The sequence below is a fragment of the Mucilaginibacter sp. genome (assembly GCF_039207105.1).
Classification (GTDB): Bacteria; Bacteroidota; Bacteroidia; order Sphingobacteriales; family Sphingobacteriaceae; genus Mucilaginibacter.
Genome location: NZ_JBCECK010000064.1, coordinates 1 through 22,330 on the forward strand (window position 1 = coordinate 1; position 22,330 = coordinate 22,330).

18 protein-coding genes and 1 pseudogene are annotated in these 22,330 nt (G+C 42.3%); 8 read left to right on the plus strand and 11 right to left on the minus strand.

Going from position 1 to position 22,330, the window contains the following annotated elements; translation table 11 throughout:
• Positions 1 to 722: pseudogene (locus AAGC65_RS14260) on the plus strand (beta-galactosidase small subunit); the annotation flags it as partial.
• A 70-nt stretch (positions 723 to 792) separates the two neighbouring features.
• Here AAGC65_RS14260 and AAGC65_RS14265 read toward each other — a convergent pair.
• Both AAGC65_RS14265 and AAGC65_RS14270 read right to left on the minus strand, forming a co-directional pair.
• Positions 793 to 1,653: a hypothetical protein gene (locus AAGC65_RS14265; protein WP_343113133.1), complete on the minus strand. Its 861-nt coding sequence runs from the start codon at positions 1,651 to 1,653 to the stop codon at positions 793 to 795.
• 104 nt (positions 1,654 to 1,757) lie between these two features.
• Positions 1,758 to 2,882 (minus strand): DUF4105 domain-containing protein, encoded by a 1,125-nt coding sequence (locus tag AAGC65_RS14270; protein WP_343113134.1) that lies wholly within the window; start codon positions 2,880 to 2,882, stop codon positions 1,758 to 1,760.
• A gap of 187 nt (positions 2,883 to 3,069) precedes the next feature.
• Here AAGC65_RS14270 and AAGC65_RS14275 point away from each other — a divergent pair, with 187 nt between their 5' ends.
• The 5 genes from AAGC65_RS14275 to AAGC65_RS14295 all read left to right on the plus strand — a co-directional run bounded on the left by AAGC65_RS14275 (position 3,070) and on the right by AAGC65_RS14295 (position 11,150).
• On the plus strand, positions 3,070 to 3,660 hold the full coding sequence (locus AAGC65_RS14275; protein WP_343113135.1) for an RNA polymerase sigma-70 factor: 591 nt from the start codon (positions 3,070 to 3,072) through the stop codon (positions 3,658 to 3,660).
• Between the two features lie 236 nt (positions 3,661 to 3,896).
• Complete coding sequence (locus tag AAGC65_RS14280) at positions 3,897 to 6,293, plus strand: FtsX-like permease family protein (RefSeq protein WP_343113136.1); 2,397 nt, start codon at positions 3,897 to 3,899, stop codon at positions 6,291 to 6,293.
• A 199-nt stretch (positions 6,294 to 6,492) separates the two neighbouring features.
• Positions 6,493 to 7,464, plus strand: a complete 972-nt coding sequence (locus AAGC65_RS14285; RefSeq protein WP_343113137.1) for a FecR domain-containing protein — start codon at positions 6,493 to 6,495, stop codon at positions 7,462 to 7,464.
• A gap of 177 nt (positions 7,465 to 7,641) precedes the next feature.
• A complete protein-coding gene (locus AAGC65_RS14290) occupies positions 7,642 to 10,323 on the plus strand; it encodes a TonB-dependent receptor (RefSeq protein WP_343113138.1) in 2,682 nt (893 codons plus the stop codon).
• Positions 10,324 to 10,328: 5 nt separating this feature from the next.
• On the plus strand, positions 10,329 to 11,150 hold the full coding sequence (locus tag AAGC65_RS14295; RefSeq protein ID WP_343113139.1) for a DUF4249 domain-containing protein: 822 nt from the start codon (positions 10,329 to 10,331) through the stop codon (positions 11,148 to 11,150).
• A 65-nt stretch (positions 11,151 to 11,215) separates the two neighbouring features.
• On the opposite strand, the gene AAGC65_RS14300 is transcribed toward AAGC65_RS14295, so the two are convergent.
• The 5 genes from AAGC65_RS14300 to AAGC65_RS14320 all read right to left on the minus strand — a co-directional run bounded on the left by AAGC65_RS14300 (position 11,216) and on the right by AAGC65_RS14320 (position 16,457).
• Positions 11,216 to 11,818 carry a phosphatase PAP2 family protein gene (locus AAGC65_RS14300; protein ID WP_343113140.1) on the minus strand — a complete coding sequence of 201 codons (603 nt, stop codon included), beginning with the start codon at positions 11,816 to 11,818 and terminating at the stop codon, positions 11,216 to 11,218.
• 368 nt (positions 11,819 to 12,186) lie between these two features.
• Positions 12,187 to 14,037, minus strand: coding sequence for a DNA topoisomerase 3 (locus AAGC65_RS14305; protein WP_343113141.1), 1,851 nt, complete (start codon positions 14,035 to 14,037; stop codon positions 12,187 to 12,189).
• A gap of 313 nt (positions 14,038 to 14,350) precedes the next feature.
• Entirely contained in the window at positions 14,351 to 14,581 is a 231-nt protein-coding gene (locus AAGC65_RS14310; protein ID WP_343113142.1) for a DUF4287 domain-containing protein, read from the minus strand.
• A 52-nt stretch (positions 14,582 to 14,633) separates the two neighbouring features.
• The gene (locus tag AAGC65_RS14315) at positions 14,634 to 15,491 is read right to left on the minus strand and encodes an alpha/beta hydrolase (protein WP_343113143.1); all 858 of its coding nucleotides are present in this window, start codon (positions 15,489 to 15,491) and stop codon (positions 14,634 to 14,636) included.
• A 168-nt stretch (positions 15,492 to 15,659) separates the two neighbouring features.
• On the minus strand, positions 15,660 to 16,457 hold the full coding sequence (locus AAGC65_RS14320; protein ID WP_343113144.1) for a DUF5995 family protein: 798 nt from the start codon (positions 16,455 to 16,457) through the stop codon (positions 15,660 to 15,662).
• Between the two features lie 141 nt (positions 16,458 to 16,598).
• On the opposite strand from AAGC65_RS14320, the gene AAGC65_RS14325 reads away from it, so the two are divergent.
• Positions 16,599 to 17,525: a ketopantoate reductase family protein gene (locus AAGC65_RS14325; protein ID WP_343113145.1), complete on the plus strand. Its 927-nt coding sequence runs from the start codon at positions 16,599 to 16,601 to the stop codon at positions 17,523 to 17,525.
• Between the two features lie 63 nt (positions 17,526 to 17,588).
• On the opposite strand, the gene AAGC65_RS14330 is transcribed toward AAGC65_RS14325, so the two are convergent.
• Positions 17,589 to 18,092, minus strand: coding sequence for an SRPBCC domain-containing protein (locus AAGC65_RS14330; protein ID WP_343113146.1), 504 nt, complete (start codon positions 18,090 to 18,092; stop codon positions 17,589 to 17,591).
• Between the two features lie 145 nt (positions 18,093 to 18,237).
• On the opposite strand from AAGC65_RS14330, the gene AAGC65_RS14335 reads away from it, so the two are divergent.
• Positions 18,238 to 19,218: a helix-turn-helix domain-containing protein gene (locus AAGC65_RS14335; protein WP_343113147.1), complete on the plus strand. Its 981-nt coding sequence runs from the start codon at positions 18,238 to 18,240 to the stop codon at positions 19,216 to 19,218.
• A gap of 46 nt (positions 19,219 to 19,264) precedes the next feature.
• Here AAGC65_RS14335 and AAGC65_RS14340 read toward each other — a convergent pair whose 3' ends face one another.
• The 3 genes from AAGC65_RS14340 to AAGC65_RS14350 all read right to left on the minus strand — a co-directional run bounded on the left by AAGC65_RS14340 (position 19,265) and on the right by AAGC65_RS14350 (position 22,319).
• Entirely contained in the window at positions 19,265 to 20,977 is a 1,713-nt protein-coding gene (locus AAGC65_RS14340; RefSeq protein WP_343113148.1) for a phospholipase D-like domain-containing protein, read from the minus strand.
• A gap of 160 nt (positions 20,978 to 21,137) precedes the next feature.
• Positions 21,138 to 21,728 carry a YdeI/OmpD-associated family protein gene (locus tag AAGC65_RS14345; RefSeq protein ID WP_343113149.1) on the minus strand — a complete coding sequence of 197 codons (591 nt, stop codon included), beginning with the start codon at positions 21,726 to 21,728 and terminating at the stop codon, positions 21,138 to 21,140.
• Positions 21,729 to 21,755: 27 nt separating this feature from the next.
• Positions 21,756 to 22,319, minus strand: coding sequence for a DUF4256 domain-containing protein (locus tag AAGC65_RS14350; RefSeq protein WP_343113150.1), 564 nt, complete (start codon positions 22,317 to 22,319; stop codon positions 21,756 to 21,758).
• Positions 22,320 to 22,330: the final 11 nt, after the last annotated feature.

Sequence of the window (22,330 nt, forward strand, 5' to 3'; positions counted from 1 at the left end):
TGCTGCACTTATGGCGTGCCCCTCACCGTAACGATGATATGTGGGCCGATAAAGGCTGGGTAAAAAATGGCATCAAAACCATTACCTGGGTAGCCGATAATGTTAACGCTGTACAGGAAGCCAAAGGTAAAGTTGTAATTACCGCCAGCCTTACAGGTACTGGTAAACAAGGCTTCACCGTTCACCATAAAGTTACTTATACTATAACCGGTAACGGTGTTATTAAGGCTGATAATGATGTTTCATTCAGCAGCCCTGATGTGGTATTAGCCCGCCTGGGCGTGCGCCTTTTCCTGAAAACAGATATGGACCAGTTTGCTTATTTCGGCCGTGGACCAATGGAAAACTACAACGACCGTAAAAGCGGTTTTGATGTAGGTGTTTATTCCAGCACGGTTCAGCAACAAGTTACTCCTTACGAAAAACCGATGGAGAATGGTAACCATGAAGATATTCGCTGGGCTAAGCTAAGCGGGAAAAATGGTACCGCCTTAATGGTTAAACGTAACGGAGGATTACTGCAGGTTTCGGCGCAACCTCACAGTGATGAAGAGATGGAGCCGGTAGAATACAAGATTGATCTGCCGAAAAGTAAAGCTACTGTATTAACTATCAGCGCGCATACGATGGGTGTTGGTTCAAACTCCTGCGGACCAAAACCGCTGCCACAATACACGGTATACTCTAAACCAGATAGCTTCAGCTACGAACTGCATTTATAGGCACAGTTAAGCTTAAACAAAAAACGGGCAAGGGATTTAATCCCTTGCCCGTTTTTTGTTATGAATGTTTTTAATTAGCAGGTGCAGCTACCGATGCGGCATTGGCATATTGCCAAATACCTCCGGGCTTAGGGAAGGCTATGCCTTTGTTACTGCCGCGCACGCCCATATCCTGGCCGAAGTAATATAATGGCCAGCCTTTGTAGGTAAGTTGTTGTTTCCCGAAAACGGTGATCACCTCAAACTGGCTTTTATCTAATATAGATGGTACATTTTGAATGGTTTTCACGGTATCAATAGGCCAAACCGTATTGTTACTCAAGTTGGCAACGGTAAAGGTATTTGTTTTGGCTTTGTCTTTACTAAATGAGTACAGCGTTTGCCCGTGATCGTCGGTGATGTATTGGGTTAGCTCGGTTCCGGGTTGAAACAAGTGGTTGTATTTCACATTGTCTACACCTAATAATTGCGCATTGGCAACCATTACGGTGTAATCGGGCTTGGCTACAAACCAGGTGTCTTCTACTTTATCGCCTTTAACATCGCCTGCTTTGGCATCATCCTTATAATAATAAAGCGGCCAGCCTTTGTAGGTGTTTTGTTTAGAGCCATCGTCGCGGGTGATGGTGCCGAAATCTTTTTGGTCGAGACCATTATCCAACGTTAGGTTTTCCTGGTAAAAAAGCGGCCATACGGTTAAGCAACCGCCGCTACAGCCCGATTTTCCGTTGGCATCTATAGCAAAAAAGTAAAGCGTTTTTCCTTTTTCATCGGTCATGATACTGCCGAACGTTGAGTTTGAGGCCAGTTTAACAGCATTGCCAGGCATGTTGGGCGTGTCATTATTGTTGCTTTTTTTGGAGCATGACCAGCTGGTAAACATAAAAGCAACGCCAGCGATGGCGAGGGGTAAATTTTTTGGTAATTTCATAGTAAGGGAGTAATTAATTGGTTTATAGTAAATGGTTTATAACTCCAATACGTTGTGAAAACCCGGTTTGGTTGCCTGACTGGGAAAATATAATCTGTAAAATATTAGTTTTTGATAATCTCTAAATAGGAACGGTGCTTTGGCCCGGTTACGGTTGTATCTATCATATATTGCTTCAATTTGTACAACAAAATGAAAAAATTTAGTACTAAGAGTGGAGGGTAATCTATTTTAAAGAAGAAGTACAATAAAATATATAATGAATTGAAAAGAAGAGAAGTCAGAATAAAGCCTTTGTAGTTGCCAAGTTTATAAACAAGCAGTATATCTATCGGATTAAAAATCAAGATGGTGTAATTAAGCTTAAACTCAGCGCGTAAACTCCATAGCATTAAGCCTATCAATAAACTACCAATAGCCAGATTGATAATTGCTTGTGACTTAAAATTTGACCAAATCATTATACAAGCCAGGGCCATCACTATTATAATTTCTAAGAGATAGCTATTTGATCGTTTACTCTGTTTATCAAAAAGAATATTTGGTGCGCCAAGCATAGATTGGTGGCTGTATTGAGCTGAAACTTCAGATAGCTCTGTAACAAGTGAATCGGGCAGAAAAACATTCGTAGTCGAGTTCAATTGCGTTTCGCCTAAGGCCCCTAAAAGAATATTGATACCAAATCTCGATACTGGGCTGTTATTTAAACTGATATTGATCGATTCTCTAAATGTGGTTTTATAAATGTTTGTTGGCCAATTAAAGGAGTTACTATTAGCTTGGAGTAAAGTATAGATCCTGGTGGAACAGTTATCTGTAAGAAATTGATATTTATAAACCCTTTCGGTGGCATTATTGTAAATAGCTTCCAGGGAGTTGTTTAGTTTTAATGCATCGGTTGAGTTGAGTAAAATGGGATATTCGGTTACACTTCGCGACTCACTAACATACTCATCAAAAAAAGCATGAAAGCTATCTTTTGAAAGAGCGTAGTTTAAGTCGCCTCTGATAAATTTAAATCCAAAGTTAGGGGTATCCGTATCAAAGGTGCCAAAATTAAAAACTACATCGCTGGTGTCGCATTTTATCCGAATAGCAGAATGTCCAAATATAGAATACAGGTCATTCCCCTTACCACAAATTAATAAGGAAACACGCGGTTCGGTAGAACCGAATAATTGTGTTGATAATGATAGTAATATAGATATGAAGCAAATTATTTTTTTCACTTAATCATATATATTTTTCAAAGCTAAGTTCTCAAAAAAACGAGAAACGATGCGGTAATTTATTTTAATTACATTATTAAGTAAAATAACAGCTAAAGCTTATGCGTTTACTTTGGTATCTGAGATTTCTTGTAAACTTGCAGTCTGCCGTGTAACGAATACGGTGGGTGATAGTCTTACCAATTATATGGAGCAACCCCAACCAGAAACAACAACCACAGATCACCAATTATTGGAATTGATCCAAAAGGGCGACCGGTTGGCGTTTACGGAGCTGTATAACCGCTATTGGGATAAGCTTTTTACCGTGGCCATGAACCGTTTAGATGATGAGCACGAGGCCGAAGAAGCAGTACAGGAAGTATTTTTGAGCCTTTGGCAGCGCCGGGCTACCTTACAGCTTACCCATGCCGTGAGTACTTATTTATCGGTGGCTGTTAAGTACCGCATTATTAATCACCTGGACAAGCAATATCGCAAAAAGCGGCACATTGATCATTTATCCATTAGCGCGCCGCGTGAAGAGGATAGTACCAGCCAGTGGCTGTCTGAAAAAGAGTTACGTAGTCAGTTGGAGCAGAGCATCAATAAATTGCCCGAGAAATGCCGGATAGTTTTTCTGCTCAGTCGTGAAGAACAAAAGACCAATGCCGAAATAGCCGCCGAATTGAACATTGCCGAAAAAACCGTAGAGGCACATATGACCAAAGCACTGAGCACGCTCCGCCAAACACTGCATATATCTGTTCCATTGCTGATATACCTGCTTGAAAAATAATTAAGCGTTAATGTGTTCAATTTTCTGATGCATTTACTTACTATTAAAATCCGTTAAATATCATATTTCTTTTATACTGACATATAAGATTGCAGTGTATCAAAAACGAACAGACGGTGTATCGCATACGAACAGTTACTGTAGTTAATTCAATTGCAATATTTTGTTTTACAGTTAATTATAAAACAGGATTAGGCTTTGCAAAATAGTTGTAACATATGCTTTTGAATTGAAATATGATACAAAATTATTTAAAAATAGCTTGGCGAAACATTATTGCAAATAAACTTTTTACATCGCTTAATATTGGCGGATTGGCTATTGGTATGTGCGTATGTATTACGCTGTTTGCCTGTATTTCGTACGAGCTGAGTTTTGACCGCATGTACAAAAACTCAAAAAATATTTACCGTGTAAACATGCAAACCACAGCTCAGTTTAATTACAAACTTTGGGCGCAGTTACCCAATTCGGTTGGGCCGGCTATGGTTCAGGTTATTCCGCAGGTAAAAGCTATGACCAGATTGATCAGGCATGATTTCGGGGCTAAAGTATCATTAAAGACTGATGACAAAAACTTTACCGAAAAAGGTTTGTATATGGCCGATTCGACAGTGTTCAATATGTTCGACATTAGATTTTCAGAGGGTAATGCCCGCGCCGCGTTTGTACAGCCAAAATCTATTGTGCTTTCCCAGTCAGCAAAAGAAAGATTATATGGCAAAGGGCCGGCATTAGGTAAGATCATTTATGTGAATAACCAAGATACCTTGCACGTTTCGGGTGTTTATGCCGATATGCCGGCTAACAGTACCATTGACTGCGATATGATTTATAATATTATGGATTCATGGGCCGGAAAAACTGTTTACTGGAGTAACGCCAGTTATGAAACTTACTGCCTGTTGCAATCCGGGGCAAATGTTCAGCGTGTGCAAGCAGTTGCCACCGCGCTTATTGATAAAAATGTAAAAAAAGAGGATAAATACTTTACCAACTTTGTATTACAGCCTCTAACAAGCATTCACCTTTATTCTGCCGATATCCGGGAGGGTTATTCAGGTAGGATGGGTAATATCAGGACGGTTAAGGCACTGATGTTCCTGTCATTTCTGGTTCTGCTTATTGCCTGCATCAACTATATGAACCTGGCTACCGCCCGTTCACAAAAACGTGCAAAAGGCGTAGGTGTTAACAAAGTGCTGGGTGCTGACAGGCACCATTTGCTTGCGCTTTTTTATGCCGAAACTGCTTTGTTATCATTGATAGCAATTGTTATTGGCTATGTTCTGGCTTTGATATTACGGACGGTATTTCAAAATATTACCGGTATTGAATTAAATGTATCGGCATTTTTTGCTGTTCCAATTTTATTAAGCCTGTTAATAACATGGCTGTTTGTAACCATTATTGCAGGCAGTTATCCGGCATTCTCCATGTCCCGGATTTCGCCATTGGTTTTAATGAATAAACTGAAATTAAAACATTCTGTTGCCGATTTTATCCGCCGGTCACTGGTAGTATTTCAATTTGCATCTTCTATCGTTCTGATTGTCGCCGTTATGGTGATCCTTCAACAGATCCATTATATCAGGAACAAGGATCTGGGCTATAATCCTAAAGGTGTTGTTGCGGTTAATATTGCGTCGGCACAAAATAATCAGATGGCGGCCATCATCAATGATTTGCGTAGTATAATCGGGGTTGAAAGCGTCTCGGCAGTTCAATCCATTCCCGGAGATATGGAAAGCGGGAGAAGTATAAAGAGGTTATCGACAGATAAAGAAGGTATGACGGTAAAAACATGCCATACGGATGGTACAATTGTTAAAACTATGCAGCTGCAACTATTGGCGGGCAGTTCATTGCCGCAGGTTTTGGCACACAACGACACCAATTGCTATGTATTAATAAATGAAGCGGTATCAAAATACCTTGGCTTTAAGTCGCCGGAGGATGCTGTCGGAAAAAGCATCAGCAATGAGATGATGGGCAAATCTATTGTTACTGGCGTGGTTAAAGATTTTAACTATCAATCGCTTAAAAATGAGATAGGCGGCTATATTTATTATGAAATGAATAAGGCACCTGAATCAAAGAAAATCTTACTGATCCGGTATAATGCAGTAAACCTTACCCGTTTTATGCAACATGTGCAGGGGGCTTTCAAGACCGATATGCCTGACACAAGTTTTGACTATGAATTTTTAGACAATCATATACAAAGCTTATATGTATCTGAAGAACATATGGCAAAAACGGTAACTGTATTTTCATTACTGGCCATATTTGTAGCTTGTTTAGGGTTATTCGGGTTGGCGGCATTTATTGCAGAGCAAAGAACAAAAGAGATTGGTATCCGTAAGGTACTTGGTGCCAGCGTACCGGGTATTACGAAATTACTAACCGGCGATTTTTTAATACTTGTGGTCATATCTATTCTGATTGCTTCTCCTGTAGCCTGGTATATGATGAATAAATGGCTAATGGCATTCAGTTACAGGATACAGATCAATGCTTGGGCTTTTGTTATTGCCGGTTCAACAGCTATTGCATTTGCGATGTTTACCGTTAGCTCGCATGCTATAAAAGCCGCTATGGCCAATCCGGTAAAAAGTTTAAGAAGCGAGTAATTTAATTTTTTTTCATTCATGATATTTTAAAGTTTATTCTTTATAAAAAGATTGGTTAGGGGCTTGGCCAGTTGTAACGATAGCTTGATAGTTGTAAATTATCTTTGCTATCTAACAATAATTAAAATATTTTTCATTTACCACTAAGGGTAAAGGGTGCATTGGTTGACTATATACTAAACAGACACCCAAAGCAGGTATGAACAATAAAAGCTTTAACCCCGATGAACTTGCCCATAAATGGCTGGCAGGTACACTTACACCCGATGAAAAGTTGAGGTTTGAGGAGTGGTATGCTGATTTTAATGACGAAGAGCTGCTGATAACCAATAGTCGCCATACCAATAAAGAGCAGATTGGCGCCTCTATTTTAAACCGTATCAATGAGCAAATAGACGAGCAGCCTGCCCGCTCAGCAAAAATATTCCCATTATGGCGTAGTCTTGCCGCCGCTGCTGTTGTTATACTGGCTATCGGCCTTGGTTTGTTTTTCCGTGAACCTATATTAAATGTTGTTGATCCGGTACAGCAGGTGCAGTTTACGAGTACAGCCAGACAATATAAGCAACTTACCCTGGCAGATGGTTCAAAGGTATGGCTCAGTCCTTCAAGTACTATTAGCTACCCTGATCAATTCAGGGGCAAACAACGTAATGTAAATATTGAAGGTGAGGCTTATTTTGAAGTTGTTCATGATGCCGATCATCCATTTGTGATACAATCAGGCGCGGTAAAAACGGTAGTATTAGGAACCAGTTTTGATATACAGGCCTACGCGCGTACTGCATCCATTGAGGTTACGGTGGTGAGCGGCAAGGTAGGTGTATCATCCCAAAACAGCAGAACCGCCGAAATGGTAACTGCGAACCAACGAACAATTTATCAAAAAGCTACAGGCAAACTGGTAAAAGAAGCTTATCCTAATGCCGCTAAATTCTTGGATCAGCGTAAGGGTGTTTTTGATTTCAAGGGCGCATCCTTACAGGATGTAACTCATGAGTTGGAAATTCAGTATGGTATCCGGATCAGCTTATCACCAAAGTTGTCGGCAAAAGCATTTTATGGTCGTTTGCAAACCACTGTACCTGTTGAGCATACGCTTGACAAATTATGCGCTGTGATGGAAGTGCGCTGGGAAATTCAAAATGGAACTTACCTCTTACATCCATAAAAACACATTCAATTTTATCTTTTCACAACTAATAACTTATGAACTTTTAGAGCTCACCCTGCATACATCTATAAAAAAAGCCCGGTTCGGCAAATGGAACCGGGCATACATTTAACTTACTTACAGGTCATTGCCTTCGAAAACTAATGACCGCTTAATATTAAACTCCTTAAATTTATGAAAAAAAACGGACCGCCGAGGTTCTCAAACCTGATTTATCCCTTAATGAAGCTCCAACAGTTTTTAAGAATATTTTTCTGCATGGTATTAATGGCCGCTGTGAGCAGTAAGCCGGTATTCGCCCAATCGCCTTTAGATAAAACGGTTACCATTAATTTAAACAATGTGCCTTTAAAACAGGCGCTTGATCAGCTTACCGCAGCCAGCGGTGTGCGCTTTACCTATAACGAGGCAGTGGCTTCCAGTGATGTTAAAATTACCATTAATGCTAAGGGGCAAAGCCTGCGGCAGGTGCTTGAAGTGGCGCTGGCCGCTTACCCCTATGTTTTTACCGAACTGGACCAGGATATCCTGATCCGTTACGACGCGATGAAAATAAAAAAGTCTGGCGCCGGCCCGGCGGCAAATCCGGTAACAGGAAAGTACACCATAAGCGGAACAATTACATCAAAGCAGTCTGGTGAAACCATGATTGGTGCTACGGTTCGTGTGGCTAACGGCGCGCAGGGGACCAGCACCAATGGCTATGGCTTTTATTCGTTAACACTGCCCGCCGGCGATCATCAGTTGATCGTTAGCGCCGTTGGGCAAAAAACTATGGTTATACCCATTTCGCTTACGGCAGATAAACGACTGAACATAGCGCTGGAGGATAACGCGCAGGAGTTGCAAACCGTTACTATAACCGCTACCCCGCAGGGCGGCCGCGATTTGAAAAGCCCGCAAATGGGTGTTGAAAAGCTGAGCATCAAAGAAATAAACAATGTGCCTGTATTGCTGGGCGAGCATGATGTGATCAAAACCATACAACTGCTGCCCGGTATTAAATCGGCAGGAGAGGGTAGTGGTGGCTTTTATGTGCGTGGTGGCGCTACCGATCAAAATTTGCTGCTGCTTGATGAGGCTACGGTTTATAATGCGTCGCACTTGCTTGGTTTCTTCTCTACCTTTAATTCTGATGCCATTAAAAATGTAAATATCTACAAAGGCGATATGCCGGCCCAGTATGGCGGCAGATTGTCATCGGTAGTAGATATTAAAATGAACGATGGTAATAACCAGCAATTTGGCGTTAGCGGTGGTATAGGTGTAATTGCGGCAAGGCTTAATGTGGAAGGGCCTATTCAAAAGGGAAAATCATCATTCCTGATATCGGCCCGTCGCACTTATGCCGACGCGTTCCTGAAGTTTTCAAAGGATACCATGATCAACCGCAGCCAGCTGTATTTTTATGATATCAATGCTAAAGCCAACTATATTTTAGGCGATAAGGACCGCCTGTATGTTTCAGGGTACTTTGGTAAAGATGTGCTGTCGGTTGATAATGTGAACGGCATTAACTGGGGTAACACCACAGCCACCCTGCGCTGGAACCATATTTTTAATAACCGCTTTTTCTCTAACACGTCGTTCATTTACAGCAATTACGATTATGAGATCAAACTGAAACAGGATGTAAATAATTACAACATCACCTCTCGTATCCATGATTGGAACTTTAAGGAGGATATGCAATATGACATCGGCGGCGATCATTCCCTGAGTTTTGGTTTAAACAGCATCTATCATACCATTAAACCGGGCGAAATATCGGCCACCGGTAATTCGGGTATTATATCTCAAAAGCTTGAAACTCGTTACGCCTTTGATAACGCGGCTTATATAAGCGATACCTGGAAAGCTACCGACCGCTTCAGTTTAACCTACGGCTTGCGCTTATCGGCCTTTAGTGTTTTGGGCGAAGGTACTTTTTACAATGTTAATGCCGATGGTGATATTACCGACTCCAAGCATTACAACTCGGGCCAGGTGGTTAAAACCTATGTTAATCCGGAGCCGCGTGTGGCTGCCGCTTTCCAGCTGAATGATATCAGTTCGGTTAAGGCATCTTACGCGCGTAATGCTCAAAATCTGCATCTCATCAGCAATTCTACACCGGGTTCTCCTACAGATAAATGGGTAGCCAGTACTAATCTAATCAAGCCTGAACTGGCCGACCAGTTTTCGATAGGCTATTACCGCGATTTGGCCGAGCATAAATATGAGTTTACTGCCGAAATTTATTACAAACGCCTGCAAAACCAGGTTGATTACCGCAACGGAGCTAATATATTCACCAACCAGCCAATAGAAACGCAGTTGCTGTATGGTAAGGGCAGAGCCTATGGCGCCGAGTTTATGATCAAGAAAAAAGTGGGGCGCTTAACCGGTTGGGTGAGCTATACGTTATCAAAATCTGAACGTTTAATTGATGGCATTAACAATAACCAGTGGTACAATGCCCGGCAAGACAGAACACATGACCTGGCCTTAGTGGGCATTTATAAGCTGAATGAAAAGTGGACGCTATCGGCCAATTTTGTTTACTATACCGGCGACGCGGTTACCTATCCCAGCGGTAAATACCAGATTGATGGCGTAAACTATTATGTATACACCAACCGCAACGGATCAAGATTGCCTGATTATAACCGGCTTGATTTAGGGGCTACCAAGCAGTTAAAGAAAACCAAGAAATACAGTTCGGAGCTTACTTTTAGCTTGTACAACGCTTATGGCAACCGCAATGCCTACCGTATATTTTTCAGGGATAACAAGGATGATCCTAACCGGACCGAAGCGGTTAAAACCACTTTGTTTACCTACGTACCCTCAATTACTTACAACTTTAAATTTTAATGGCTATGCATACTATACGTTTTTTTGCTTTCTTATTGCTGCTGGGTTTGTTCAGTTCCTGCGAAAAAGCTATCGACCTGAAACTGGATAACAGCGCACCCCAATACGTGATAGAAGGTACCGTAACTGACGAAACCGGCGGCGCTAAAGTACTTATCAGCCAATCAAAAAACTTTACCGATGATAACAGCTTTGTAGGCATCAGCGGTGCACGGGTAACTGTAGAGAGTGATGGCAATGTTTATCAATTTGATGCTACAGGCAGTGGAGTTTATCAAAACCTTGCCCTTAAAGGCATACCGGGGCACACCTATAATTTAACCGTGAAGCTTGATGGTAAAACCTATACATCAGTAAGTACCATGCCGCAGCCGGTTGCCCTGGATAGCATTTATGTGGTAGATGATGAGTTTTCAAACAATAAGGATAAAACCAAACAGCGCTTGGCTACCGTGAAATATACAGACCCTGCGGGCATCCAAAACTATTATCGCTTTATACAATACATCGACAACATCAAAGAGAAAACTATTTTTGTTGACGAGGATGAGTTTACCAATGGGCAAACCGTTAACAGCCGTTTGAATTTCAACAATGATAATGATGCCCCAACCCGCGAGATCCGTACTGGCAAGCAATTGACAGTTGAAATGGAATGTATTGATAAAGCCGTTTATAAATACTTTTACAGCTTAACCAACGGCGCCTCGGGCGATGGCAACAACGCCGCCCCATCAAACCCTCAAAGTAATATTACCGGCGGTGTACTGGGCTATTTCAGCGCTTACAGCATTACCCGTAAAACTATTACGGTACCGGCTAATTAACAGGAATATACTTATAAATCAAAAGGCTCGCCGAAATACGGCGAGTCTTTTGATTTTAGAATAACTTATTTTTTAAGTGATTGCAAAATAAAGGTTGAGCCTACACCCAATGCGGCTCCGGCCGCTACATCTGTAGGATAATGTACACCCAGGTACATACGCGAGTAGCTTACGGAACCGGCCCATAAAAACGCGGGGGCTATCACATACCATTTTGGGTATGCACGTGATAAAGCAGTTGCCGTAGCAAAGCTGCTGGAAGTATGCCCGGATGGAAACGAAGTACTGCCCGCCCGGTAAACCGGCACAATATTAATATTTTGAACAAATGGGCGCGGTCGTTTTACGATGTGCTTAATTAAATAGGTTAATCCGGTTGTTAAAACTGTGCTGCTTGCCACGTATAAGGAATTTTGCCGCATTTGTTTATCATTACCGATAATACCCCCAGCCAGTAAACCCACAGGTACGCCAATATCCCCATAGAGATGTGTTCTGCTCAGGAACAGGAATATACCGGTTTGTTCAGGCGTGCGCTGGTTTTGCAGATCGATCATGACGCCGTCGTCCCATCGCTGTAGCCTTGACTGGGCCAGCAACTGCGAATTAACTGATAACGATAGCAGGAATATCAGTGAAAAAAAATATGTCTTTTTTATAAATTTCATGGGTGCTGTCATTTGTAATAATAATATTACAATTCGCCTTTGTGTGATAGTTTATTCAAAGGTACTTGATTTACTGCGTATTAGGTATTGATAAATTTTAAATTAAATAATAAAAAAAAATAATAATAAGGTAATATCATTTGTTAAATCATATGATTATATTTGGCTATAAAACGAAAGTCCCCTAAGCGCTCGCCGCCGGGGACTTTCAACCTAAACCTTATCACAATTGGCAAACAGAGCGTTTGCCCTTATAGATAGCGCAAGTATAAAAAAAATATCTGTAGACCGGTAGGTTAGAGCCACTTTTTATCTAAAATTTTACCAACAAATAACCATTTAGTAATTATTGTGAGAATTTTAGAGCATTAAGGCTTTAAAATTTCTTCGGTTTTGCGTTTCGCCATTAAAGTTTTACCGGCTTGTAGTAATTCATTTGTAATGTTGCGGGTATACGTTTTTATTTCCTGTTGAAAGTCATTAACTGAAGCACCTGATCTTATTTCTTCCAAACGCTTTTCCCAATTGCCGGTAAGTTCAGCCTGCGCAATTTTCTGATCTTTTACTACATGGTAAACATTCAGTCCGGTTTCGGTAGGTACCAGGTTCTTTTTCTCACGGGTAATATAATCCCGCTTGATCAGCGTTTCTATGATTGAGGCACGGGTGGCGGGGGTACCCAGGCCACTGTCTTTCATGGCATAGCGCAGCTCCTCATCCTCTATTTCCTTTCCTGCTGTTTCCAATGCCTTTAGCAGCGATGCCTCATTATATAAAGGTTTTGGCTTGGTTTGCTTCTCAAGTAGGGTTTTATCAGTTACCGGCAGGCGCTCGTCCTGTTGTACTTTTGGCAGGCTTGCATTTTCCTCATCCTTTTTTTCTTCGTCGGGCTCATTTAAAACCGCGCGCCAACCAGCTGAGCTGATCACCGTTCCGCTGGCTGTAAATATGGCTCCTGATTGTACCGTGATCTTGGTGATCTCCTTGATGCATTCCTGGTGAAAAGCTTCCAGCATACGGGCTGCAACAAGGTCGTAAACTGCCTGCAGGTCGTTGGATAATTGGTGTGGTGTTTCGCCGGTAGGCAATATGGCGTGGTGATCGGTTACCTTTTTTGCATTTACGCTGCGCTTATTAAGCTTGGCTGTAGTTAAAAAAGTAGCTTGCTTGCCAAAATCCGGATGATCTTTAAATTTATCTATCAGCGCAGGTACGGTAGCAAATACATCGTCGCCAATATAGCGACTGCCGGTACGTGGATAGGTTACCAGCTTGTTTTCGTAAAGGGTTTGCAGCAGGGTAAGGGTTTGATCGGCGGTGAAGCCCTTTCGTTTATTGGCCTCCTGCTGCAGGCTGCTCAGATCATGCAGCAAGGGAGGCGGCTCCTTACGCGGTTTGGCCTCTACACTTAAAATATGGCCGCCATTCGGGAATCCGGAAGGTACATCTTCCACCTTATCAACCACGGTTTGTGCTTCTTCTTTGTTTTTAAAACTATCAACAGAGATAGCCTTGAAAACCTGTCCATCCTTATCCACCTGAATGCTTACCTGGTAGTACAGCTGCGGTACAAAGTTTTTATTTTCGATATAGCGCGAGCAGATCATGGCCAGGGTAGGCGTTTGCACCCGGCCTAAGGAAAGTATCGAGCGTGTGCCCGACGATATGCTGAGCGCCTGCGTAGCGTTCATGCCCACCAGCCAATCTGACTGTGAACGGCAATGGGCCGAATTAAACAGGGTATCATAATCGCTGCCGGGTTTCAGGTTACGAAAACCTTCTTTAATAGCCTCGTCTGTTTGCGATGATATCCAAAGCCGTTTAAAAGGCTTTTTGCATTTCAAATAATAGTATATGTAACGGAAAATAAGCTCGCCCTCGCGCCCGGCATCCGTTGCTACAATAATTTCGGTAGCCTCATCAAAAAGGCCTTTAATGGTATCCAGCTGTTTTTTTACCGATGGGTCTTCCACAATGCCATCCTTGGTTTTTACTTTACGGATGCTGAGCTTAAACTTAGGCGGCAGCATGGGGAGATTTTGTATGCTCCAGCCGTAAAAGCCGTATTCCTGGGGGGGCGCCAGCTGCAAGAGGTGCCCGAAGGCCCAGGTAAAAGTGTATCCTTTGCCCTCCATGTAACCATCTTTTTTGGTGGTAGCGCCAAATACTTTGGCTATCTCCCGGGCTACGGATGGTTTTTCGGCAATGATTACTTTCATGGGCAGGTACTTTCAAAAAAAATTACAAGGGGCGAAAGGTAGACAAACCAAGCCGACACCACAATAACTGTTGAAAAATGGGCCAAACGCGGTATTGGGCTAAAGCCCGGCTTGGTAGGTATTTGATCCGTCCCATAAATGGGACGGCAATGAATTTAGATATTAGGGAAGGATGTGTCATTTAAAGAGCTTACATGAATGAATAATATTCAATATCATTTAAATGAACGATACAGAATATTATTCATTGCCGTTGGCTTTAGCCAACGGGACCGAGTAATAAGGACTGACTTTAGCCGAATCAAGTATATGCCTATTCGCTATCCTCATTTTTGATGCCTTTAAGCAGGGCGTATATAGCCATAGCGTGGCCGTGTCCCAGCTCAAAATCATCTTTGAGCCATTGGGTAATATCGCCGGCTTTGGTGGCGGGTGTCAGCTCGCCGTTTTTGGTGAACCCTTTTTCTTCAGCCAGCTTTCTGAAATCCGCGGGTCCTTTGCCTGTCTTTGATTTGATAGTGGTTAGATATCCTTGAAATGACATGTTGCTATATTTTAAAGGTTGATTAATTGATTAAAGTGCATGCAATGTTGTTTTAAGCATCAGCTAAAAACTCATCCAAAATGGCGGCAAATAGCTCCGGTATTTTGCTCCCCTTATCCGGAAAATACATTTCGCCAAAATATTCACCGTGGCCTCCGGGTAATATGGCCAGCCTGCCATGCGGAAATAAACGGGCCATTTGTGCTGCGTGTTCCGGGCTGGCCAGGTCCCTGTCGCCAATTACCACCAGGGCAGGGGCTTGTATCGATTTGATTTCCTCATCACTCCAATCCTTAAACATCAGCATGCGGTGGGCATCTTTATTAAACATGTTCATAAGCGCTGTCGGGTCGCTGTTTATTTTGGCAAACTCATCCTTGTAAACCTGCGGCATACTGCTGAATTGCGGATTTTTAAATCCTTCCCAGAAAGCCGCGGGTGCTGCATCTCGTTTGTAAAAAGCCGAAGCGATGATGAGCTTATTTATTCTGTTGGGGTGATCAAGGGCCAGCTGAATAGCGGTTTGGCCGCCGTTGCTAAAACCAAAAATATCGGCTTTAGGTATATTGAGTTGTTTGAGTAATTCCGCTACATCGCTGGCATCCTGAGCAAAAGTTACGGGAGCATTCCTGTCGCCGGTATGGCCGTGGGCCTGTAGCTCTATGGCAATAACCTGATGGGTTTTAGCCAGAATAGGCATTATTTTGCCAAAGCTGGTTTTAATGGTTGAACCACCACCATGTAATAATACCAGTGGTTTGCCAGTGCCATGTACTTCATAGTACATTTTAATGCCGTTTACGTTGGCGTATTGCCCGGCATCAATAGTTTGGGCATGTATGGCGCTTGTAGTCATCATAGCCATGATGAGTAGTGGTATTTGACTGAGTGTGTTGCTTGCGTTTTTCATCTGTATAATATTATATTCAAATGTACGGCCGGTGTTTTGATTGTTAAATGGGCATATCCGACAATTATCGGGGCGCTTTGCGACAATCAGTTTATCAATCAGCCGGTTATAATTGTTGGATGCGCTTAACCGTTCAAATGTTACGTCCAAAACGGTAAAAGGCCCGTTTTAATCGGTAGGAGCGGTATTTGTCGTGTTGATCACAATTTTTTCCTTTTGATATTCGTGTAATTCCTTAATAATTCGGGCAGGCTTTTTCCACTCAAAAACATGAATTATCCAGAGGGTAAGCCGCATAATACCGGTGGCATGTGCAAGGCCTTGTGCCAGCTGGGTAATGGTTTTATCACGGGTGTTAATAAAATCGGCATAAGCGTTTGTGTTTTGTTTTTTAAGCAGATCTTCAGCAAAGCACCATGCACCATCGCGGGCATTGCCTATGCTGAACTGGATCAATATGGAGTAGTTGGAGGAGTGTAACCCCAGTAAGGATAACAATGGCGATACCCGGGTGATTTCATTGATCACCTCGTAAGTTAATGCCGATATGATGGTGTTAATGGCATCAAAATCTTTTTCAACCCCATCCATATTACCGCCGGATACCTCAACTGCGGCAATTCCGAGGTCAAGGTTAATGTGCGCGTTCATCCCCAGCAATAATTGTTGCAAGACCAATGCCGATGATTTTTCGGTTACTTCAAAAGCGGCACGCCAGGAGCCGGTGAGTGGTTGTTTGTTTTTCCATGCGGTGTAGGCATCAAGGTAACGGTTGGCAAACAGTACATCAAATTTTTCCATACGGGGGCCGTTCTCAAACTGGCCTTTGGCAATGCCATCTCTCACGCTTGCCGTTACTTTATAGTACAAGGCCGCGAAGTAGCCTGCACGGCTATTAGTATTGATGCTTTCGGCAATGATGGCCTCCAACGCGTCAATAACCTGATTAATGTTAGTAGCTTGCATTTTTGCTGATTGGATTAGGTTTTACATCAACAGACAACCTTATAAATCTAAGTAAATAAGCTGATAGCCGGATGTTTTAAAAGAGGACAAATTACATTACCCCGATAATCAGAATTTTTAATAATTCTATTTTTGAAGCCTATGAAAAACGGACAAATTGCTACAGTATATATTTTAGGGTTGGGGGCTTTGGGTAGTTTATACGCGGCCCGTTTATATGATATGGATCCGGCATCTGTAAAAATTATAGCTGACGCTAACCGGATAACGGCATTTAAACAGGATGGCATAATAGTGAATGGCAAACGTTACGATTTTACTTATGTATCATCAGATGATGAGGTACCTGCACCTGCAGATCTGATCATCATAGCGGTAAAATCGCATCAGCTTAGCAGCGCTATTCAGGATATTAAACCCTTTGTTGGTCAGGATACTGTTGTAATATCGCTGTTAAACGGCATTTCCAGTGAAGAGATCATAGGTGCAGAAATAGGTATGGAACACTTGTTATATGCCTACGGAGTAGGAATGGATGCGGTGCGCATGGGTAATACCGTTAATTACAAATTTCCGGGCTGGATATATTTCGGGGAAAAGCGTAATGAGGTTTATTCGGAACGGGTTACGGCTGTAAAAACACTGTTTGAAAAAGCCGACATTCCTTTTAAGATCCCTGCGGATATGCAAAGAGCCTTGTGGGCCAAGTTTATGATGAATGTAGGCATCAATCAAGCTTCGGCAGTGCTTAAGGCACCTTATGGTGTGTTTCAGCAAAATGAAGAAGCACGCAAATTGATGATAACCGCTGCTAATGAGGTTTTATCAATTGGCAAAAAAGCAGGCGTTGGAGTAGATCAAACAGATATTGATGGTTTTCTGGGGATTGTAAAAGGGCTTAACCCGGCAGGTAAAACCTCCATGCTGCAGGATATTGAGGCAGGACGCAAAAGTGAACTGGGTATTTTTGCCGGGCAGGTTATTGAACTGGGTAAAAAGTTTGATGTGCCGACCCCTGTTAATGAAGCTTTGTTTAATATCATTAGCGCTATCGAAACAATGAATTAGCCGGTTAAGATTTATCAAATCCCTTTTAATCAAATCAAAAGGGATTTGATATTTTATGGTTATTTACACTCCCTGTTTCTCCTTTTTCCATTTTTCAGCCAGTTGGACGTTGAAGGTTTCGTCTTCTTTGTTGTTAGGTTTTCCTTTACCGGTAGTTATCAGATTATATAAACTATCGGTGATATAGCCTGTCCAGGCATCGTGGCATATGTTATAGCATTCGTGATCAGGAACCAGGCCTTCATGTGTGAATTTGATCTCGGTTTGGCCGTTTTTTGCAGAAATATCAAAAATTACCTTTGTATTTACCCACTCGTTTTGGTCATCAGTAAATTTGAAGTAGTTATCCAACACCAGCCAAACCACCCTTTGATCCGGAACCAGCTCAATCATTTTCATCTTACAGTAATGAACGTCCTGGAAATGATAAATAAATTCATTGTTTAGCTTTTCTGTATCTCCCTGAATTTCTTCAGACCACCATCCGCGAAGATTGGTGATAGTATCTAATGCCTGTTTGGGGCTTTGGCTTACTAAAATGGTAACGGTAAAATCCTGATTTTTCATAGCTTTAATTGTTATTGAATTATAAGTTTGTAATGGTAGTATAAAGTTAACATCCTTATTAACAATTGATAGGGTGTGAAATGGACTTTGTGACGGGTTGATTTGGACAACGGCAAACTTTATCTTTACTATAAAAAATTCAGTCATGAAACATCTCACCATACTCGTTCCGGATGGGCCAAATAACTTAAGCAGTATTGTAGGTTCATATAAAATACTGACAAGGGCCAACGAATATTGGAAAGCAAGCGGACATAATGAATTATTTAAAATTGAATTGGCCGGCATTTCAAAGGAGGTGGAGTTTTACGATGGCTTGTTTACCGTAAAGCCGCACACCCATATATCGGCTATTACGAAAACCGATCTGATCATTATCCCATCCTTAAATCATAACTATGAAAGCGCTTTAAAAGGTAATAGTGAATTGGTAACCTGGGTTGCAGAGCAGAATAAAAAAGGCGCCGAAATAGCCAGCGTTTGTACAGGAGCGTTTTTGCTGGCGTCAACAGGTTTATTGAATGGTAAAACCTGCTCAACCCATTGGGCGGTGGCTGATGTGTTCAGAAAAATGTTCCCGGAAGTGAATTTACAACCCGATAAGCTCATTACCGATGAGGGCGGGATATACACCAACGGTGGCGCTTACTCGTTCTTGAATTTGCTGATTTATCTGGTTGAGAAATATTACGACAGGCAAACAGCCATTTACTGCTCCAAAGTTTTTCAGATCGAGATGGACAGGCAAAGTCAATCGGAATTTATCATATTTAAGGGACAGAAGCTTCATGGCGATGAAATGGTGAAAGAAGCGCAACTGTATATGGAAGATAATTTGAATGAAAAAATATCTGTGGAACATTTGTCGTCGAGGTTTGCGGTTGGCCGGAGGCATTTTGACCGGAGGTTTATTAAGGCTACGGGGAACACTCCATTGGAATACCTACAGCGGGTAAAAATAGAATCGGCAAAGAGGATATTTGAAACCAGCCGTAAAACTATTAATGAGGCCATGTACGAAGTGGGCTATGCTGATGTAAAGGCATTTCGGGAACTGTTCCGGAAAATCACCGGACTATCACCGTTAGAGTATAGAAGTAAATACAATAAAGAGTCATTTGCTTAGTGTTTAAAAATGCAAATGGCTCTTTATTGTGAGTTTCTGTAAAAGCCTATGCAAATAGTAGCCTGTCCTTGATTTTGATAGGGTCGGTATAATCTTCTTTCCACCAGGGCAGCTCACCTGTTTTTTTAGGAGCGGGCTGCAGATTTAGCTTTTTGCGTGCTTTTTTGGCATCTTTTTGTGCTACCCTGAACTCGTAATGATCAAAAATGCGCAGCGCCTCGATCATATAGGATACGGCAATTTTGCGATTCTTGATCAACAATAGGTTCTCACCATTTTTATTATCAGCAGTAGGCGAAAAATTGTATGAGCCCATGTAAACCCGGGCGGTTGGCAGGTTAAAATCAATTACTACAAATTTATGGTGCATGCGGGTACCGCCGCCGCCGGTAGGTTCAGATTTGAACGGTTCGGGCACATCCTTACTCAAAGCGCCAGGACTTACCGGCGCGAAATTGCCATCGGGAGTTAAGAGATCAAACCCTCCGGCTTTTTTATCAGATATGCCATAAACAAAAATATGTTCGTTCAGGGTAACATCAGTAAGCGCCTTGCGTACCGGTCCGGTGATCTGCGACAAAAATGCCATAGAGTAAAACAAACTCGATTTGGTAGTGGCTATATCCGCACCAATGCTATCCAATGCCGCGTTGCTGGCAGCATGAGGGGAAAAGGTTATACGGGCATCTATGCCTTTTAGCTCAAGCGGCTGCCATTGGGCCGCGGTTGTAGCGCCAAAATCAGCTGCCTTGTCACTTGCCCAATATTGGTTAAAGGCCGCCTGAAAAAGCTTTACAGGTGTTTTGCCTGTGAGTATAATAGCATTGTTGTTTTGTACATAAAAGCCTCGCCAGGCAAAATTAGTGGAGCCGCAAGCTACCAGTTTAAGGGTGGGGCTATCCACAATAATGGTTTTGTTGTGTTGTAGTTGCCCCATGTGTTGCCTTTTAACTTCCAGAGCGCTAACTTTTAACCGGTCTTCAGCTTGTTGCTCAGCCGAGTCTTTTTTACCATGTGCGCCATCATTATCGATGATCAGGCGCAGTTTTTTGCCTAATGCCTCCAGCAGATCAACGATGTCTGGTACGTTTAGATCATAGGCTACTACATCTACCTTAGCCTTAGGGTCATTAACGGCTTTGGTAAGCACCTCGATGAGGGTGCTACGAGCCTCAAAGCCCATCCAGGTTAGCGCCTCAGCGGTTTTTGGATGAGTTGGTTTAAAAGTGAGGCCCAGTTTAGCTTTTGATGGCAGCAGGGTGCTAATGGGGCCGTATTGTTCGTAATTGTCAACAAATGCCTGTGAAGCTACAAAACCGCGTGTAAACGATACGTTGAGCATTCCCGGATAGGTTTCGCGCTGCAGTACGATAGCGGCTTCCTGGTAATCGCCATAGCTGAGCTCGCCAAGCGTATTCATAAATACCGGAGTAACGCGATAAATAAATTCGCCGGTCATTTCTGCGTTACGCGGGAAATGCACCCAACGGAATTTTTGTATGGGGGATAACCGGGTAGATAGTTTAAGATTGGCATTCATGCCCGTGTTGCCGGGGAATGACAAGCGGTTTTTCAAAGCGTAAAATTTGTCGCCACCAGGTTCTTGATATTCTATGGCAAAGCCAACAAAATCCAATGATGGTTCGCCGGTTTTCCAGTTCATGGCTATCAGAAGCATGCCTTCGCCGCGGTGTAGTTTTAAGGTAAATAAGGCTTTGTCATTGGTGCCGCTAACCTGAAATTCTTCTTCAATTGGCATAGGGTCAGGAATTTGATAAGTTTAAGGTGTATATTATTAAAGCTAATCAATCCTGAAATATATTCCTAATAATCAATGTGTTAAATAATTATGAACTTCGCTGGCAAAACAGGCGGGAGAGACTGAAAATAGGGATTTAAGTTTGATCGGTAACTATTCATTATTCATCATTTAATCCCTTACCATTCAAAATTTGCGGTATACAGTTTTCAACCCTTTGTTCGCGGGTTTTGGATTGCTTGGGTTTTGAAAAGTGGAAGAGGTATGCCCGTTGCCTTCCGGGAGTTAATGCTTCAAAGGCTGTTTTTAGGGCTGGTATCCGATCTAATTTGCTTTGAAACTCTTCGGGCACCTCATAATCAGCAGTGCTTTTTAAATTTACTTTTAGTCCGGCTTTTTCTACCTCAATAGCTTCCAGAATATGGGCTTTCAGGATAGCTTCATGTTCAATTACCTGCACTGCATTAGTGAAACGGGCTTGTCGTGCGGCCTGCACATTTTCGCTTTGTTGGATCAAGATACCGTTGACATTATTTAGCAAAGCGCCTTTAAAAAACAGCACCGCGCAATACTCCTTAAAAACATGTATTAAAACAACGTTGTTACCCTCAAAAGTATAACAAGGGCAGCCCCATTTTAATTCCTCAGTAAGACCGCAATCCAGAATGATTGTTCTTAGCCGCTCTATTTCATCCTGCCACTTTTCGGCCGTGTTAAAATAAAAATCAACTTTTGGGTTCATCTCATTCATAGTATTGCTTTTAAATTGCTTATAAAATTAAACTTTTAACAAGCCACGGAACCCTCTGGCAGCATAGTAAGAGTCTGCCCCGTTATGATAAACAAATATAGTATCGTACCGGCGATCACAAAAGATAGCGCCTCCAAGTTTTCGGATATTGGCGGGAGTTTTTACCCAGCTGGAGGTTTTTAAATCAAATTTTCCCAGTTGCTGCAAGTTACGGTATTGCTGTTCGGTTAAAAGCTCGATGTCCATATCAGCAGCCATATCAACAGCACTGTTGGCAGGCTTATGTTCTTTTCGGGCATTCAGGGCCTCGCGGTCAAAGCAAAGGCTTCTGCGCCCTTTAGGGCTTTCGGCCGAGCAATCATAAAAAATATACTCCCCTGTTGCTTTATCATGGTCAACAACATCCGGTTCACCTTCGGTTGTTTCCATTTCCTGTAACGACCATAGTTTTTCTGGCTTAGCTTCCAATCTTGCTTGTATACTGGCCCATTCCATACCAGGATGACGCCCCATGTTCTTTTCAAAACGTGTTTTCAGTGTTTGTAATAGCGTTACGCCTTGTTCGGGCGATAGTTGTTTTTTGTTGCTCATATCTTGTGTTT